Source organism: Oleiharenicola lentus (assembly GCF_004118375.1).
Classification (GTDB): Bacteria; Verrucomicrobiota; Verrucomicrobiia; order Opitutales; family Opitutaceae; genus Lacunisphaera; species Lacunisphaera lenta.
The window spans coordinates 26,830-43,499 of record NZ_SDHX01000001.1 but is presented as its reverse complement, the minus strand read 5'-3'; the positions used below and the strand labels follow the sequence as shown (position 1 = coordinate 43,499).

The window sequence follows — 16,670 nt, the reverse complement described above, 5'->3', positions numbered from 1 at the left end:
GGCGAACGGCGCGCCGTATAAGGAACTGAAGGTGAATTCATTCCTGACGCTTCTTCCCTGGGTGCTGCTTCCCGCCGCCCTGGCGGCCGGCTTTGCGCTGGGCCGCCGGCGGAGCGGGCGCCTGCGCGTGCAGCTGGCGCATACCGAGACGATGCTGCGCCGGATCAGCCAAGCGGTCGAAAGCACGAGCGACGCCATTGGCATCGGCGACATGCAGGGCCACTCGCTCTACCACAATCGGGCGCATCTTGAGCTGTTCGGCTACACGGTCGAGGAACTCAACGCCGTGCCTGGCGACGGCGTGCTCTTCGCCGACAAGGCCGTCGCGCAGGAAATCCTCACGGCCGTCAAGGGCGGGCGCTCGTGGAGCGGCGAGACCGACGTGCTGACCCGGACCGGCAAGCGCGTGCCGGCGTTCGTGCGGGCCGACATCATCCGCGACGAGGCGGGCCGCCCCGTCGGCATCTACGGTGTGTTCGCCGACATCACCGAGCGCCGGCGGCGGGCCGAGGAGCAGGAACGGACGAACCGGCTCGAATCACTCGGCCTGATGGCGGGTGGGATCGCCCACGATTTCGGCAACCTGATGACCGTGATGAGCTGCAACCTTTCCCTTGCGCAGGACACCCCCGGTCTGCCGCTGGAGGTGTCGCCCCGCCTGATGGAGATCGACAAGGTCATCCATCGCGCCTGCAAGCTCACGGAGCAGCTCAAGACCTTCGCCAAGGGCGGGGACCAGGAGCGGAAACTCATGCGACTGCCCGGCCTCGTGCGCGAGGCGGCCCGGCTCGCTGTCACGGGTTCACCGGTGCAGGTCGACGACCAGCTCCCGGGCGACCTGTGGCCCGTGGAGGTCGATGAGACGCAAATCGGGCAGGTCATACACAACATCGTGCTGAACGCCGTGCAGGCGATGGCCGGTGCCGGCCGCGTGCGCCTGAGCGCAGTCAACCTCGAGCCGGGGACCGAGGCCGGACTTCCCGCCGGGCCGGCCTGGGTGAAGATCTCGCTCGGGGACAACGGCCCGGGCATGCCGCCGGAGGTGTTGTCGCGCATCTTCGACCCGTTCTTCACGACCAAGGAAAAGGGCACCGGGCTCGGGCTCGCCACCTCGCACACGATCATTGAGAAACACCGCGGCCGGCTGCGCGTCGACTCGCGTCCCGGTGCGGGCACGACGTTCCACCTCATCCTGCCCGCCGCCCCGCGCGAGCGAGCAGCCTGAGGGACGTTGCCTTTTCGCGGACCGGCTGCACGCTGCCGGCATGCTCGAGTGGTTTTCCAAGTTCCTGCAGGCCTTCATCCCGCTGTTTGTGGCCATCGATCCCATCGGCCTGGCCGCCATCTTCCTCGGGCTCGCGCCCAACATGGATCGGGCGCAGCGGCAGAAGATCGCCGACCAGGCCACGTGGACCGGCGGACTCGTGGCGCTGGGCTTTTTGTTCCTCGGGCAAAGCATCTTCAAGGCGGTCGGCATCTCGGTAAGCGACTTCCAGATCGCGGGCGGACTCATCCTGTTCATCCTCGCGGCGCGCGACCTCATCCAGTCGGCCGCCGAGCCGGAAAAGCTGCCGCCGGATTTTGGCGTGGTGCCGCTGGGCATGCCGCTGATCGCCGGCCCGGCCTCGATCACGACGCTGCTGGTGCTCGCGCAGAGCGCGGCCGTCGGGCTCGTGCCCACCCTCGTGGCCCTGGCGGTGAACCTCTTCCTGGTCGTGCTCGCGCTCCACTACAGCGAGGCGCTGGCCCGCAAGATCGGCGCCACCGGCCTGCGCGCGATCTCCAAGATCATCTCAATGCTCCTGGCCGCCATCGCGGTCGCGATGATCCGGCAGGGACTACGGAATTGAGGAGTTCAATTCCGCGGGAGAACGGAGAAGGGAAAACGGAGGCGGGAAGTAGCCGGCAATGGGTGAAAACAGTTGGCCGGATGAATCGTGGCGCGGGCTGATGCGGTGCGTTTCCGTCAGCAGATAAGCCCGTCGCGGCGGTGGTGCCTTTCCGGCCTCCCCGCTCCGGTCTCCCGCCTCCACCGTTCTCAGCCGCGGAAGGTTGTCAGCAGGTCCGTGTAGATGGTGGCGGCTTCGATTAGGTCCTTCACCTTCGCGCGTTCGTCCACGGCGTGGTAGTTCTCGCCGCCGGGGCCGTAGCCGAGGGTGGGGATGCGGCGGACGTTGGCGAAGAAATGCATGTCGTTAAAACCGGTCGAGACGCAGAACTTGGCCGGCTTGCGGCGCACCCGCGCGACGCTGGCGCGCAGGGCCTCGGCGAAGGGCGTGGCCGGGTCGCGGTAACAGGAATGGTTGTCGGACACCTTCTCGACCGTGATGCGGCAGTGCGGGATCTTCGCGGCGGCCTGTTTCAGGAAAGCGCGCAGGTCGCGCTCGGCGGCGGCGACGGTCTCGTCGGGCAGCACGCGGCGATCGATGCTGAAACTGGCGGCGGCGGGCACGGTGTTGATCTTGCCGCCCTCGCCGGAGGCAAACACGCCGCCGAGGTTCAGCGTGGGTGTGCGAATCTGGCCGTCGGGCGTGCGGAATTTTCTCCGGGCGAGGATCTCCTTGTATTCGCCGAGCGCGAGCACGAGGGCGGACATCTTTTCCAGCGCGTTGATGCCGGCTTCCGGGGTGGAGCCGTGGGCGGCGCGGCCGTGGACACGTACGTTGAGCCAAACCACGCCGTTGTGGCCACAGCAGACGGCGTCGCCCTCGCCGCCCTCGCCCACGATGGCGTAGTCGGCGCGCAGGCGGCCGTGCTCGGTGACCCAGCCGGTGCCGAGCGTGCTGTCGGTTTCCTCGTCCGCCGTGAATGACACCTCGAGATTGAAGTTGGGCTTGGTGCCGGTGGCGCGGAGGGCCTTCAGGGCAAAGACGATGCTGGCGATGGCACCCTTCATGTCGGACGTGCCGCGGCCGTAAATCCAGCCCTTGTCCACCGTGCCGCTGAACGGGCTGCCGTGCCGCCATTGGCCGGAAACGGGCACGACGTCGAAGTGGGCGTTGAAGTGCAAAGTCTTCTTTGCGCCCGCGTCCCAGAAGCCGATCACGTTGTAGCGCGGGTAGTCGAGCTGGTCGGGCTGCAGCCGCTTTTGCAGGGCGCGTGAAACGGGCACCCGGCGCACATTCATCCCGATGCTGCTGAGGCTGTCGGCCAGCAACCGGGTGATGTCGCCGTAGTTCTCGCCGGGCGGGTTGACCGTGCGCAACCGGACCAGTTGCTGGAGAAAACGCACCAGTTCTGCCTGATGGCGGGCAAGATAGCGGGCGGGGGTCATGCGGTAAGCGACCAGTTAGGTGGGTCGGCCGGCCCGAGGCCAGCCGCGACTCGCCGGAATGGGCGAAATTGCCCGGCGGTGAGGATGATTTTGACAGCCGCCGCACGCGGTGCGCACGATGCCGGCATGGCACTGGCCGACATGCGCAAAGACTACGGGCTCGCGGGGTTGCTGGAGAAGGACCTCGCCAAGAACCCGTTCCAGCAGTTCGAGAAATGGTTCCAAGAGGCCGAGGCCGCCAAGATCGCGGAGCCCAACGCCATGTCGCTGGCGACCACGTCGCGCGATGGGCGTCCGTCCGTGCGCACGGTGCTGCTCAAGCACTGCGACGGCCGCGGTTTCGTGTTCTACACCAACTACGAGAGCCGCAAGGCCCGCGAGCTGGCCGACAACGGGCACGCCTCGCTGCTGTTTCCGTGGGTCGGCATGGAACGCCAGGTGATCGCCGAGGGGGTGATCACCAAGGTCTCGCGCGAGGAGGCCGACGCCTATTTTCACAGCCGCCCGCGCGCCAGCCAACTCGGGGCCTGGGCCTCGCCGCAGAGCACGGTCATCGCCGGCCGCGCGGTGATCGAGGAGAGCTATCGTGTCGTGGAAAAGAAATACGAGGGCCGCGAGGTGCCGCTGCCACCGCATTGGGGCGGCTACCGGCTGTCGCCGGAGAGCGTCGAATTCTGGCAGGGCCGGCGCAGCCGGTTGCACGACCGTTTGCGTTACCGGAGGGAACCCGGCGGCGACTGGGTGGTCGAGCGGCTGGCGCCCTGAGTGTGTCACCGCCCGCCGGTGACCGGTTAAGGCGTTGCACCTCCCGCCGGTTGAGCTTACCTTTCCCTACCCTGCATGGCGTCCGTCCCCTCCACCCCGCCGATTCCCGGCCAGCGCACCCTGGCGGCGATCGTGTTCACCGATGTCGTGGGCTTCAGCGCACACATGCAGAAGGACGAGGAGACCACGCTCCGGCTCCTCAAGCAGGACTTCGACACCATGCGCGAACTGTGCACCCAGCACGAAGGCTCGGTGCTCAAGACCACCGGTGACGGCTTGCTGATGTATTACGCCAGCGCCGTGCAGGCGGTGGCCAGCGCACTGGCGATCCAGCGCACCTTTGCCGAACTGGCGAAGTCCCGGCCCGCCGACAAAAACCTCCTGCACCGCGTCGGCATCCACCTCGGCGACGTGTTCGTGGACAAGGAGGACGTGATGGGCGATGGCGTGAACATCGCCGCGCGCCTGCAGGCCGAGGCCGAGCCGGGCGGCATCTGCATTTCCCAGACGGTCTATCACGTCGTGCGCAACAAGCTCGCGCTTCAGGTCACGCGCCTGGGTCCGCGCGAGTTGAAGAACATCTCGCAGGCCATACCCATCTACAAGCTGCTGCTCAAGGCGCAGTCGATCGAGGAGGCGGCCAAGAACAAGCCGTTCACGGATGACGGCTCCTCCCCGCCCATGACCGCGCCGCGGCTCACCCACCGCAGCTGGCTGGTGATCATCACGGTCCTGTTGTCCCTGCTGGTGGGGCTTCTGGCGATGCGTGGCTGGACGCGGCACAAACTGGCGGTGGCCCGGGCCGAGCGCGAACAGGCGGCGCTCAACACCCTGATGCAGGAGGAGCCGGCCGAGACCGGACTGCCCCGGCAGCGGGTCACCCGCACCATCGCCGAGTGGCGCACCGAGCTGAAGAACAAGCGCTCGCGGGCGCTCGAAAATTACGATTTTGCCGCCCTCGCCCAGGACCTGAAAGACCCGGAGTCTCCGACCGCAGACGAGCCGGAGACCAGGATCCGCGCTCAGGTGCTGCAACGCACGCAGGTGCTCTTCGGCTGGATGACCACCCACCTGCAAAAATACAACCAGGAGCGTCCGCTCGTCGTGCGTGAGCTCACCGGCACCTCGCCGAAGGAGATCCGGATTTATGTCGGTCCCGACCGGAGGCTTTACTACAAGGAAGGCGGGGCGACCCGGCAGCGCAACTGGCACGAGCTGAAGCCGCCCGTGCTCGCCGCCATCGTGGCCGGCGCCATCGTCCAGGCCGACCCGCTGCCGCCGCGCGAGGTGGTGCAGGGCGCCCTTGCCTTCGCCACGCTCTACAATCTGCCGGAGCTGCGCGCCGCCCTGGCCCAGGGCCGGGGTCAACGTTTCCGCCCGTGACGGACGGAGGTTTGAAGCGCCAAAAGATTCTCCTGACGGGTGCCTCGGGCCTGGTCGGCGGGACCTTGGCCGAGGTCGCGGCGCGGGCCGGTCACGTAGTCACCGGTGTGGTCGGCCGCTGGACCGGTGTGCTGGCCGGGCTGGCGAAACAGGTGGCGCTCGACTTGCGCGACGAAGCGGGGTTGCGGGCCTTGGTGGAGACCACGCGGCCGGACGTGATCGTGAACGCGGCGGCCGTTTCCGAGCCCGCCCAGTGCGAGGCGCAGCCGGAACTCGCGTGGCAGCTCAACGTCGGCCTCCCCGAGAATCTGGCGCGCCTCGCGATGACGAGCGAAACCCGGCTGATTCACCTTTCCACCGAACAGGTCTTCGACGGCGCGCGGGCGCCCTACGCCTTCGGCGACGTCCGCCGCGCGATCAACCGTTACGCGCAGCAGAAACTCGAGGCCGAGGACCGCGTCCTGGCCGCGTCCTCCGGCCGGGCGGTCGTATTGCGTCTGCCGCTGCTCATGGGCAACAGCCCGGGCGGACGGCGCAGCGTGCACGAGCGCCTGCTGATGCTCTGGGCCGACGGCAAGCCGGCCAAACTCTACCTCGACGAGATCCGCCAGACCTGCACGGCCGACAGCGTGGCTGCGGCGCTCGTTGAGCTGTGCGGCCGGCCCGATCTACGCGGTCCGTTGCACTGGGCCGGCGCGGAGCCGATCTCGCGCCTCGACATCGGGCGGCGCGTACGGGCGCATTTTGGGCTGGGCGAGGCGGACGCCCCAATTGTCGCCGTGACGCGCCACGACGATCCCGCGGCGCAGGCCACGCGCCAAGCGGACCTCTCGCTCGACCTCGCCCCGCTGGCCGGGGAACTCCGCACGCGGCCTGAGACCTTCGACGAAGCGCTGGCAAAGCTGCGGCTGCCGGTGTGGTGGAAGTAGGCGGGACGGTCGGAATTTCCGGGGCGAGGACGCCCGGCGCCCTTTTGGTCGACCAGCCCAGCGTTGCCAACGCGCGCACTCTGTGGCCTCTGTGAGGGCGCGTGGCTTCCGTCTCCCAACTTCATGTCCTTCCCGTTCGCACCGCCGGTGCGGCGGAGAACATGGCTTTGGATTTCCTGCTGTTGCAGCGCTACCCACAGCCGGAGGCGGCGCGCTTCCGGCACTACGAGTGGCGCACCCAGGCCTTCACCTTCGGGCTGAGCCAGGCGATGGATTACATTCGCGCCAATTTGCCGCCCGGCGAGACCTTCGACCTGTGCCGCCGGCCTACGGGTGGAGGCCTGGTGGATCATCGTAACGACTGGACCTACGGCATCGTGATCCCGCGGGCCCATGCGCTTTTCGACGCCCCGGCCACGCAGGCTTACCGCGAGGTGCATGCGGCGCTTGCTGCGGCGATGCAGGCCCTGGGCCAGCCCGTGGCGTTGCAGGACAAACGGCATCCGACGGAGGAAGGACCGACCATCTGCTTCGAGCGACCCGAGCTTTACGACGTCATCAACACCGCCACGGGCGGCAAAATCGCCGGCGCCGCCATGAAGCGCAACAAGCACGGCCTGTTGTTGCAGGGCTCGATTGAGAAGAGCCGCGTTGGGGCTGTTGACTGGGAACGCTTTCAGGAGGAGTTCGTGCGCGAATTGGGTCGCACGCTCGGATTGGAGCCCACGCCAACCCCGTGGCCGGAACTCAACGAAGCCGAGGTCGAGGGCTTGGTGGAGCAATATTCGAGTCCGGAGTGGATGGAGAACCGGTGAGGCATCGCTTGTCTTTGTAGGGTCGCCGCTTGCGGCGACCTCGCGTGTTTGGTCGGCGCAAGCACCGACCCTACGGGAAGAAGCTCTCCTCCAAAAAAACAGGCACCCCGCCCGGTGGCAGGGTGCCTTTATCTGTGGGTCGACGGCCGAGGGCCGGGACTCTAGCGCATAGTTGCGTTGTTATTGGCGCCGCTCCACCAGTGTGGCCCGCGGTGCGGAACGTGAGAGGACTTACCGGGCACGGGGGTTATCGCTGCCTCTGAACCACGGGGCCCAGATTTCCTTTCACGCCCAAGGATACACCCGCCCGCCGGATCGCGCTACGGAAAGTTGGCGGGTGAATAACTTTTCTGCGGGATGGAACGCGCTATGCGGCGTTCAGCGCACCAGCGTGATCACACACTCGAGATGGCGCGTCTGCGGAAAGAGATCGAAGGGTTGCACCGCGGTCAGCCTGTAGCCGGCGGCGAGGAAGCCCTTGAGGTCGCGCATCTGCGTGGCGGGGTCGCAGGATACGTAAACCACGGCGCGCGGGCCGAACGCGAACAGTTGGTTCAGGAACGACTCGTCGCAGCCCTTGCGCGGCGGGTCGATGACCACGGCTGTATCAGCGGGCGGGAACTCGAGTCCGGCGAAGATCTGCGCGGCGTCACCGGCGCGGAAAGTGGCGTTGGTGATGCCGTTGGCCGCGGCGTTCTCGGTCGCGAACTGGATCGAGGTCTCGCTGATCTCGATGCCCGCGACTTTCTCAAACGCGGGTGCGCAGCTCAGTGCGAACAGTCCGCTTCCACAATAGGCGTCCACCAGGAACTTCGCCCCGCTCGCCGCCGCTTGCGCGCGCACGTAACCGGTGAAGGCCGGCAAGATGAACGGATTGTTCTGGAAAAAATCGCGGGCGAGAAAGTGCAGGCGAAGATCGCCGATCTTCTCGTGAATGACCGCATCGTAGTCGGTGATCACGCCTTCCTGCGCGTGGCGGAGGAGCAGCGTGGCGTCGCGCTTGTATTCGCCGGCGGCAAGGCGCGCGTGGGTCTTGGCCCGGACCTCGGGTAGCTTGGCGTTGATCTCATCGGTGGCGATGTCACAGCGCGGCACGTCCACGAGATCGAAGCGCGAGCTCTGCTTCAGGAAGCCGATGGGGTGGCTCTCGCCTGATACTTGTTCCTTGTCACCGGTTACTTCTTTTCGTCGCGGATGCGCCGAAAAGTGCGGCGTGATCTTCGACCGATAACCGAATTCCTTTGGCGAGCCGATCACGGGGTTCACGGTGAACTCCACGCCGGCCATGTATTTCAACAGCTCCTCCACCTGCTGGCGCTTCCACTTCAGCTGCTCGGCGTAGGTCAGGTGCTGGTATTGGCAGCCGCCGCAGGTGCCGAAGAGCGGACACTTCGGGTCGATGCGGTGCGGCGAGGGCGTGAGCACCGCCAGCAGGTCGGCCTCGGAGTAGTTCTTGTGGTTGCGATAGACGCGCGCGCGGACCTTCTCGCCCGGGAGGGTGAAGGGGACCATGACCACCCAGCCCGAAGCGGGCTGGGCGGCGGGAGAAGGGGGAAGGGAGGAGGGAGAAGGAGTGGGTAGTGAAACGCGCCCGAGGCCCACGCCGAGGTTGGTGAGCGTGGAAATCTCCAGCTCGATCTCGGTGCGGTAGGGAAAGGGATGGTCGTTGAATTTCTTTTTGCCCACGGAACACACAGAACACACGGAAGAAGCGGGTAAAAGGAAATTGCTGCGCCCTCTTTCCGTGTATTCCGTGTGTTCCGTGGGCCCACCTGCCGAAAAAATCACCAGTCTCCAGAATCCCCGCATCAAGCAGCTCGTGCGGTTGCGCGAGCGGCGTGAGCGCGACGAGGCCGGGGTGTTCCTGATCGAGGGCTACCGCGAGATCCGGCGCGCGCTGGAGAAAGGCGTGTCACCGAAGGAGTTTTATTTCAGCCCCGACTGGTTTCTCGGTGAGAACGAGCCCGCCTTGATCGAACAGGCGCGCGCGGTGGGTGCGCAGCTGTTCGAGCTGTCCAAGGACGCCTTTGCGAAGGTCGCCTACCGCGAACGCCCCGATGGACTGCTGGCCCTGGCGCCGCAGTGGAAGCGCAGCTTCGACGACCTGAAGCTCGGGGCGAACCCGTTCCTGCTGGTCTGCGAATCCATCGAAAAGCCAGGTAACCTCGGCACCATCCTGCGCAGCGCCGACGCCGCGGGCTGTGACGCCGTGATCGTGTGCGACCCGGTGACCGACCTCTTCAACCCCAACGTCGTGCGGGCCTCAACCGGCGTGCTGTTTTCCGTACCCGTGGTTGTGGGCGACAGCGCCAGCGTCCACGCGTGGCTGAAGGCGAAGGGCATCCGCACCGCCGCCACGACGCCGCACACGACCAACCTCTACGCGCAGACCGATCTGCGCGGCCCGCTCGCCATCATCATGGGCAGCGAGCAATACGGCCTGAGCGAATTCTGGATGAAAAGCGCCGACGTCCTCGTCCGTATCCCGATGGCCGGGCAGGCCGATTCCCTCAACGTCGCGATGGCGACGATCATCACGCTCTTCGAAGCGGTGCGGCAGCGGAGCGGGTGATGCGGCAAGGCCGCGAGGATGCTCGCCGATCAATTAGGTTTAATGTGAAGATACTGCGGTGGCTTTCTTTCATTCCCCTCTCGGCGATCTTGGCTGTCGCATGTAGTTTAGGAATTGGCGGACTACTTCACTCACGAAGTTTTAGTAAGGAACACCTCCTCCTCAGTATTATCAGCCCGTATGGATTGGCACCTGCGATTCTTGAAAGACTGCTGCCGGTAGCGCTCTTCATTTTCATTGGAGCCATCATTGCTCCCAGCAACGGAAGAAAGGTTGTCGTAGCCTTGGGCGTCTTTGGCGGCGTCTTTGGCTGGCCGTTTGGACCACGATACTCGTTGGAAAGCGGGCACATTTTCTACGCTGCAGCCGCAGCCGGCACACTCATTGGTTGCGCACTGGGCATGCTACTGGCTTTCCGGTGGCAGACTAAGCGAAGAAAAGCTACCTCAACTCAGTAGATTCTGCTGCACCGTAGCGCCAGAACAGGGAATCAGAATGCGTTCCCTGCCTTGTAGTGTTTGACTAGTTCCTTCGTCCCTTGGGAGACGTTGACGAGCGGGTGATAGCCGAGGTCGCGGCGGGCGGCGTCGATTTTGAACCAGTGGTCGGTGGCCATTTCCTTGGCGACGAAGCGGGTCATGGGCGGCTCGCCGGGTTTCCGGCCGAGGCGCCAGACGGCTTCGAGCAAACCGCCGGCGGCGTAGGCGACGGGGAGCGGCACGCGGCGCGTGATTTCGGGAATGCCGACGCCGCGCAGGACTTCGTTGATCCAGTCCCAGAGCACGACGGGTTCGCCGTTGGTGATGAAGTAGGCGCGGCCGCGCGCGGGATGATCGGGCTGCACGAGGGCTCCCTCGGCGAGGAGGTGGGCGTCCACGACGTTGGTGATGTGGGTGATGTCCACCTTGTTCCGGCCGGAGCCGACGATCTTCAGCTTGCCGGCGCGGGCGAGGGCCAGGATGCGCGGCACGACGTTCTTGTCGCCGGGGCCCCACACGAGGTGTGGGCGGAGGGCGACCGTGGCGAGCGTCCGGTCGTTGGCTTCGAGCACGAGTTTTTCCGCCGCGGCTTTGCTCGTCGGGTAGGCGCAGGGCGCGGCGGTGCAGAGCGGGGCGGACTCGTCGAGGCCGGCGAGGTCGTGGCCGTTATAGACCACGCTCGGCGAACTCGTGTAAACAAGGCGCGGGACCTTGGCGTTGCGGCAGGCCGCGATGACGTTGCGCGTGCCCTCGACGTTGACGCGGAAAAAATCACCCGGCGGCCCCCACACGCCCACGCGGCCGGCGACGTGAAACACGGTGTCGGCGGAGAGGCAGCCGCGTTGCAACGCATACTCGTCGTGCAGGTCGCCGGGGATGACCTCGGCACCGCGCGCCTCCAGCTCCGGCAGCGGCCGGCGCGAGAGCACGCGGACTTTGCGGCCGTCGCCGAGCAGGCGCTCGGCGAGCTTGCCGCCGATGAAGCCGCTGGCGCCGGTCACGAACACGGGGAATTCTTTGCGAACGGTGAGCACGTCAGAAAAGATTAGCCACGGATTTCACGGATGGGCACGGATTAAACCGGCGACGCCGGCCGGTGCGGAGACCGGCCCTCCAGGTTTAGGCAAGGTTCAGGCGACTTCATGGCCTTTCTGTTTTGCGGCCCAGCGGGCGAGGGTGAGGCGGTGGATCTTGGCGTTGTGGCGGACATCCACGGGGAACGACGGATGGAAAAAGAAGCGTTTGATGGCGGCGGTGTGCGGGTGACGGAGCGCCAGCTCGCGCAGTTCGACGGCGAGGACGGCCTCTTCGGTACGGGTCTTGGGCTGCACCACCAGGGCCGGTTCCTGCGCGCCTCGCTCGCCGAATCCGATCAGCGCGCAACGGGCGACTTGTTCGTGGGCACGGAACACCTGCTCGCAGGGCTCGGTGTGCAGCGTGGCCTGCGCGGTCACGACGCGCTCGGCGATGCGTCCGCAGAACCACAGCCGGCCCTGCGCATCGAGATATCCGGCGTCACCCATGCGGTGCCAGACCGGCGCATCCGCGCCGGAAGTAGCAAGTGTCAGGTGCGAAGTATCAATGACACCGGAGGAACCGTAGGTTTGATACTTGTTACTTGATCCTTGATGCTTCTCACCCGCGATTTTCGCGGCGGCCGTGGATTCCGGCAGGCGGTCGTAGGCCTTGGTGACGGTGGGGCCGGTCACAATGATTTCGCCGATCTGGCCAAGAGGGAGTTCGCGGGCGTCAGTCAGCGTGGGGAGCGGGCCCTCGTGGAGCGCGATGATTTTCACGCGGTTGTCGGGCAGCACGCGGCCGATGAGCGAGCCGCCGACGGAGGCGGGCACGACCTCGTCGGCCGCGACCGAGGCGACGGGCAGCACTTCTGTTGCGCCGTAAGGGCTGTGCAGGCGACCGTTGGGCAGCACGCGCCAGGCGTCGGCCCACAGCGAGGCCGGCACGGCGGCACCGGCGCACAACACGCGGCGCAGAGACGTCAGTCGGATGTCCTCGGCGAGGCAGTGGTCGAAAATCTTGCGCCAGAGCGTGGGCGAGCCGAAGGAGTTGGTGACGCGCTGTTCCTGGATCGCCTGCACGATCTTCGCCGGGTCCACGGTGGCCGGCCGCGACGGGTCGAGCTCGGGCACGATGGTGGTCATACCGAGCGCGGGGTTGAACAACGCGAAGATCGGCAGCATCGGCAAGTCCACCTCACCGGGCTGGATGCCGTAGGTGTCGCGCACGAGCCGCACCTGTGCCTCGAACATGCCGTGTTCGTAGCACACGCCCTTGGGGGCGCCGGTGGAACCGCTCGTGAACAATACGGCCGCCAGGTCGGCGGCAGCACTATCCACCATTTTGGATTTTGGATTCTCGATTTTCGATTGGGAAAGGCGAGCGGTGGCGGAGCTGCTGGCCCAGATGCGGATCTCGACCGTGACGAAGGCGGAGCGGAAGAGGTGGCTGAGGATTTGCGCGAGAGGGATGCCGAGCAGCACGCGCGGCTGGGAGCGGGCGACGCAGGCGAGAAAGTTTTTCCGCCCCATGCCCGGATCAATGATGACGGGGACTGCGCCGAGCTTGAACAGCGCGAAGGCCGCGGCGATGAGCGGCAGGCCCTGTCGCACCATCACGAGCACGCGGTCACCGCGACGCACGCCCTGGTCCCTCAGGTGCGCGACCCAGGCGTCCACCTCGGCGTCGAGTTCCCGGAAACTCAGCGTGAGGTAGTCAAGGTGGCCGTCACGGGTGCGCCCGCGTGGAATTTTCACCGCCGGGTGGTCCGGCTGGCGCGCGGCCATGAGCGGCAGGTGACGGGCAATGTTGGCGGAGTCGGGCAAGGGCGGGGGCTTGGGATGATCAGCCGCGCGGCCGGTGCGGAGACTGGCCCTCCACGACGGAATCAGCGCGGCCAGGCGGGATCGGCGGTGAGGAGTTGCGCCTGCCAGGGCAGGAGCACGGTCGCGGCGCCGGCGGGATCGCGGGCGAGCTGGGTCAGCTGCGAGCGCGTGGCGATGAGGGTCGGGTCGAGTTTGAGACCGGCGGCGAGGCGGTCGCGCACGGCCTTGATCAGATCCTGGCGCGAAAGCTCCTCGGGGCTCATCGGGTTGAACTCGCGGCGGCGTTCGCGGCGCGGGAGCAGGCGGGGATCGATCTCGAACCCCCGGCGGATGGCGGACTCGAGCGAAGGCGCGAGCCGGTCGTGGCGCTTGCCGAGGTGGATCTGGAGGAGCTCGCCGGGCGAAGCGCCCTCTTCGGCGGCGCGGGCGAGGCGCATAAGCAGCTCGTTGCCGGTGACCTTGAAGGGCGGGGTGTTGAGTTTCTCGGCCCAGGATTCGCGCCAATGCCAGAGGGTGTGAAGCACGGCTAGGCCGCGGCCGCGCAGCTTCTCGGAACCGCCGATCCGCCAGTCGTTCTCGTCGGGGCCGGCAAAGCCGTCGCGCGCGACCTCGATCTGCCAGCGGCACTTCTGCTCGAACCAGTCGAGGCGGCCCAGCTGCACGAGCTCGGCGCGGAGCTTGTCGCGCAGGGCGGGCAGATGATGGACGTCGAGCGCGGCGTAATCGAGCATGCCGCGCTCAAGGGGCCGGCGCGACCAGTTGGCCTTCTGGTGATCCTTGTCGAGCTTCACGCCGAAGTGTTGCTCGAGCAGGGCGGCGAGGCCGAAGCGCGGGATGCTGAGCAGCTGCGCGGCGAACATCGTGTCGAACAGGCTGTGCGGCCGGAAGTCGCAGAGTTCGCGCAGCAGGCGCAGGTCGTAGTCGCTGCCGTGCATGATGAGCGGCTTGGCGGCGAGGCGCGGCCAGAGGTCCGCGAGGGGCAGGTCGGCCAGCAGGTCCACCAGGTAGATCTCGGCGTCCACCATGATCTGGAGGAGGCAGACGCGGGTCTTGTAGCGGAAAAGGTTGTCGGCCTCGGTATCGAGCGCGATCTCGTGGGCGCGGTCGAGCGCGGCGAGGAGCGGCGGCAGTTGCGCGGACTGGGTGATGTATTGGTAGTGCGGAACAGAGCTCAAGGGAATGGTCAGGTTGGGTTCTCCCAAGCCGAGAGGAAGGCGTCAATCAGCTGCGGCAAATCTTCGCTGTAACCCCCTTCCAGCACGGCGGCGGCGGGGCGGCCGGCCTGGCGGAGCCAGCGGCCGAGTTCGGCAAAGTCCTCGGCCTCAAGGGTCATGGCGGTGATGGGGTCGCGGGCGTAGGCATCGAAACCGGCCGAGACGAGGATCAGGTCGGGCTTGAAGGCGAGCACGGCCTCCCACGAGCGGGCCAGCGCGGCCAGGTGTTGTGGGCGGGGCGTGTGGGGAGCGACGGGGAAATTGGCGATGTTGCCGGCCGAGTTCGTGCCAGTGCCGGGATAGCCGGGGTATTGGTGAACGGAGGCAAAGAACAGGTTGGGTTGGTCGCGCAGGATGTCTTCGGTGCCGTTGCCGTGGTGGGCGTCGAAGTCCCACACGGCCACGCGGTCGCCGCTGGCGGCTTGGGCGAGTGCGGCGCAGGCGATGGAGTTGAGGTAGCAAAAGCCCATGGCCTGCGCGCGGGTGGCGTGGTGGCCGGGTGGGCGCATGAGCGAGAACACCCGCTCGCCGGTGCGGGCAAGGATCGCGGCCTCAAGGGCGGCGCCGCTGGCGCGCAGGGCGTGTTCGCGGATGCCGGGAAAGTGCGGGGTATCGTCGTCGAGGTCGGGCCCGTGGCCGATGCGCTTGAGCAGGGCCGGGGTATGCGCGCGGAGGACATCGGCCTCAGGGGCGGAGGAGGGAACGCGCCAAGTCCAAGTCGGATGGGTGGCCTTCAGGTGAGCGGTGCTCCTCAGCACCCGGGCCGGCTGCTCGGGGCGCATCGAGGAGCCGTATTCAGCACAGTGGGGATCGTGAACGATGATCATCAAGTTGTCCGCCTACGGACCATGGGAATTTCGCCATTTACGAAAGCTAAACCGTGTCGCGCAGCAAGGCCGGATCATCGCCCAACAGGGCATCTACCCCCCACCCCGCCAACCGGCGGGCCGTGGCGGGGTCGTTGACCGTCCAGGTCCAGACGGCGAGGCCCCGCTGGTGAAAATGGCGGACCCAGACAGCGGAGCGGATGGCCCGGTGATTCACGCTCAGGCCGCCCGCCCCACAGGCGGTCAGATGCCGGACGAGGGCGGCCGGTGCCTCGCGGCCCTCGGAGATGAGCATGCGCGGGATGCTCGGAGCGAGGTCGCGGGCAGCCGCGACCAGACGGCGGTCGAAGGAAGCCAGAATGACCCACTCCGCGGCGTGGGCGGAGCGGATGGCGCGAACGACCGGCGCCACGGGGCCGGATTTCAGCTCGATCTGCACGACGGCCAGGCCGCGCGTCAGGCGAAGCACGTCCACCAAACGCGGGATCGGCTCGCTGCCGCGGACGCGCAGGGTGCGGAGTTCGTCCCAGGTTTTACGCGCGACCCGGCCGGCGGTGCCGGTCAGGCGGCGAAGGGTGGCGTCGTGGAAAACCACCGGCACGCCGTCGCGGGTCACATGGACGTCGAGTTCGATGCCGTCCACGTCGAGCGCCAAGGCGCGGCGGAACGCCGGCTGGGTGTTTTCGGGGCGCTCGGCCGAAGCGCCGCGGTGGGCGATGATCAGGGGAGAAGCCACGGGAGAATCATCACGAAATACACGAAACCCACCAAAGTGAAAGCCACGGAACCGGGCGGGCGTAATTTTTGTGGGTTTTTGCGCCTTTTTGTGGCCAAAGTCAGGCGATGAAAGTCGTCGTGTTGTGCTCAGGTGGCATGGACTCGGTCGCTGCGCTCTATTGGGCGCGGGCGCACCACGCCGTGTCGGCGGTGCTGAGCTTCGACTATGGTTCCAAGCACAACCACCAGGAGATCCCCCGGGCTGTCGAGCACGCGCGCCTGCTGGGTTTCCCACACCGGACCATCCGGCTGGATTTTATCGGACAGCTCTTCGCCTCGGACCTGCTCAAATCCGGCGGCGACATCCCCGAGGGCCACTACGCGGACGACAACATGCGGCGCACGGTCGTGCCGTTCCGCAACGGCATCATGCTGGCCGCCGCGGCGGGTTTTGCCGAGAGCGCGGAGGCGCAGGGACTCGTGATTGCCGCGCATACGGGCGACCACACGATTTATCCGGACTGCCGCGAGGACTTCATGCGCGCGATGGGCGACGCGATGAAGGCCGGCACCTACGCCGGCATCGAGCTGCTCCGGCCCTTCATTGCGCTGACCAAGGGCCAGATCGCCGCCGAGGGCGCGCGGCTCGGCGTGGATTTTGCGCGCACCTGGTCGTGCTACAAGGGCGGGGCGATCCACTGCGGCAAGTGCGGCACCTGCGTGGAGCGCCGCGAGGCCTTTTTGCAGGCGGGGCTGGTTGATCCCACGGAGTATGAAGCCACGCCGCCGTTGCCGGACAAACCTGTCGAACACAAAGGAGCGAAGTAGCCAGGGGCCTGTCTCAGCTCCTTT

The 16,670-nt window shown here is 66.8% G+C and carries 15 protein-coding genes; 8 read left to right on the top strand and 7 right to left on the bottom strand.

From position 1 onward, the window contains the following. The first annotated feature begins 31 nt into the window (after positions 1–31). Positions 32–1,225: a two-component system sensor histidine kinase NtrB gene (locus ESB00_RS00205; protein ID WP_218938644.1), complete on the top strand. Its 1,194-nt coding sequence runs from the start codon at positions 32–34 to the stop codon at positions 1,223–1,225. Between the two features lie 40 nt (positions 1,226–1,265). Continuing rightward, positions 1,266–1,850, top strand: a complete 585-nt coding sequence (locus ESB00_RS00200) for a MarC family protein (RefSeq protein ID WP_129045721.1) — start codon at positions 1,266–1,268, stop codon at positions 1,848–1,850. A 188-nt stretch (positions 1,851–2,038) separates the two neighbouring features. Here ESB00_RS00200 and ESB00_RS00195 read toward each other — a convergent pair whose 3' ends face one another. Then, positions 2,039–3,274: a M20 family metallopeptidase gene (locus tag ESB00_RS00195; RefSeq protein WP_129045720.1), complete on the bottom strand. Its 1,236-nt coding sequence runs from the start codon at positions 3,272–3,274 to the stop codon at positions 2,039–2,041. Positions 3,275–3,358: 84 nt separating this feature from the next. Between ESB00_RS00195 and pdxH the strand changes: the two genes are divergently transcribed. The 4 genes from pdxH to ESB00_RS00175 all read left to right on the top strand — a co-directional run bounded on the left by pdxH (position 3,359) and on the right by ESB00_RS00175 (position 7,166). Then, positions 3,359–4,039 (top strand): pyridoxamine 5'-phosphate oxidase, encoded by a 681-nt coding sequence (gene pdxH / locus ESB00_RS00190; RefSeq protein WP_246026381.1) that lies wholly within the window; start codon positions 3,359–3,361, stop codon positions 4,037–4,039. A gap of 75 nt (positions 4,040–4,114) precedes the next feature. Further along, entirely contained in the window at positions 4,115–5,422 is a 1,308-nt protein-coding gene (locus tag ESB00_RS00185) for an adenylate/guanylate cyclase domain-containing protein (RefSeq protein ID WP_129045719.1), read from the top strand. Then, positions 5,419–6,351, top strand: a complete 933-nt coding sequence (locus tag ESB00_RS00180; protein WP_246026380.1) for an SDR family oxidoreductase — start codon at positions 5,419–5,421, stop codon at positions 6,349–6,351. Before ESB00_RS00185 ends, ESB00_RS00180 begins: the two co-directional genes overlap by 4 nt. Before the next feature lie 101 nt (positions 6,352–6,452). Next, complete coding sequence (locus tag ESB00_RS00175; protein WP_246026379.1) at positions 6,453–7,166, top strand: lipoyl protein ligase domain-containing protein; 714 nt, start codon at positions 6,453–6,455, stop codon at positions 7,164–7,166. Positions 7,167–7,544: 378 nt separating this feature from the next. Here the strand turns inward: ESB00_RS00175 and ESB00_RS00170 are convergent, their stop codons facing one another. Beyond that, positions 7,545–8,861: a class I SAM-dependent RNA methyltransferase gene (locus tag ESB00_RS00170; RefSeq protein WP_129048238.1), complete on the bottom strand. Its 1,317-nt coding sequence runs from the start codon at positions 8,859–8,861 to the stop codon at positions 7,545–7,547. A 67-nt stretch (positions 8,862–8,928) separates the two neighbouring features. Between ESB00_RS00170 and ESB00_RS00165 the strand changes: the two genes are divergently transcribed. Beyond that, positions 8,929–9,738: a TrmH family RNA methyltransferase gene (locus ESB00_RS00165; RefSeq protein ID WP_129045718.1), complete on the top strand. Its 810-nt coding sequence runs from the start codon at positions 8,929–8,931 to the stop codon at positions 9,736–9,738. 490 nt (positions 9,739–10,228) lie between these two features. Here the strand turns inward: ESB00_RS00165 and ESB00_RS00160 are convergent, their stop codons facing one another. The 5 genes from ESB00_RS00160 to ESB00_RS00140 all read right to left on the bottom strand — a co-directional run bounded on the left by ESB00_RS00160 (position 10,229) and on the right by ESB00_RS00140 (position 15,837). Beyond that, on the bottom strand, positions 10,229–11,251 hold the full coding sequence (locus ESB00_RS00160; RefSeq protein WP_129045717.1) for an NAD-dependent epimerase/dehydratase family protein: 1,023 nt from the start codon (positions 11,249–11,251) through the stop codon (positions 10,229–10,231). Positions 11,252–11,347: 96 nt separating this feature from the next. Then, entirely contained in the window at positions 11,348–13,060 is a 1,713-nt protein-coding gene (locus tag ESB00_RS00155) for a fatty acid CoA ligase family protein (RefSeq protein ID WP_246026377.1), read from the bottom strand. Between the two features lie 62 nt (positions 13,061–13,122). After that, positions 13,123–14,235, bottom strand: a complete 1,113-nt coding sequence (locus ESB00_RS00150) for a ribonuclease D (RefSeq protein WP_246026376.1) — start codon at positions 14,233–14,235, stop codon at positions 13,123–13,125. Positions 14,236–14,243: 8 nt separating this feature from the next. Next, entirely contained in the window at positions 14,244–15,101 is an 858-nt protein-coding gene (locus ESB00_RS00145) for a histone deacetylase family protein (protein ID WP_246026375.1), read from the bottom strand. A 46-nt stretch (positions 15,102–15,147) separates the two neighbouring features. Continuing rightward, the gene (locus ESB00_RS00140) at positions 15,148–15,837 is read right to left on the bottom strand and encodes a glycerophosphodiester phosphodiesterase (protein WP_164975960.1); all 690 of its coding nucleotides are present in this window, start codon (positions 15,835–15,837) and stop codon (positions 15,148–15,150) included. A 107-nt stretch (positions 15,838–15,944) separates the two neighbouring features. On the opposite strand from ESB00_RS00140, the gene queC reads away from it, so the two are divergent. Then, positions 15,945–16,646: a 7-cyano-7-deazaguanine synthase QueC gene (gene queC, locus ESB00_RS00135; protein WP_129045715.1), complete on the top strand. Its 702-nt coding sequence runs from the start codon at positions 15,945–15,947 to the stop codon at positions 16,644–16,646. The last annotated feature ends 24 nt before the right edge of the window (positions 16,647–16,670 follow it).

Excerpts from the sequence above, each read along its gene's own strand:
- ESB00_RS00200 (WP_129045721.1), top strand. The coding sequence starts at position 1,266 with ATGCTCGAGTGGTTTTCCAAGTTCCTGCAGGCCTTCATCCCGCTGTTT.
- ESB00_RS00145 (WP_246026375.1), bottom strand. The coding sequence starts at position 15,101 with ATGATCATCGTTCACGATCCCCACTGTGCTGAATACGGCTCCTCGATG.
- queC (WP_129045715.1), top strand. The coding sequence starts at position 15,945 with ATGAAAGTCGTCGTGTTGTGCTCAGGTGGCATGGACTCGGTCGCTGCG.
- pdxH (WP_246026381.1), top strand. The coding sequence starts at position 3,359 with ATGATTTTGACAGCCGCCGCACGCGGTGCGCACGATGCCGGCATGGCA.
- ESB00_RS00185 (WP_129045719.1), top strand. The coding sequence starts at position 4,115 with ATGGCGTCCGTCCCCTCCACCCCGCCGATTCCCGGCCAGCGCACCCTG.
- ESB00_RS00195 (WP_129045720.1), bottom strand. The coding sequence starts at position 3,274 with ATGACCCCCGCCCGCTATCTTGCCCGCCATCAGGCAGAACTGGTGCGT.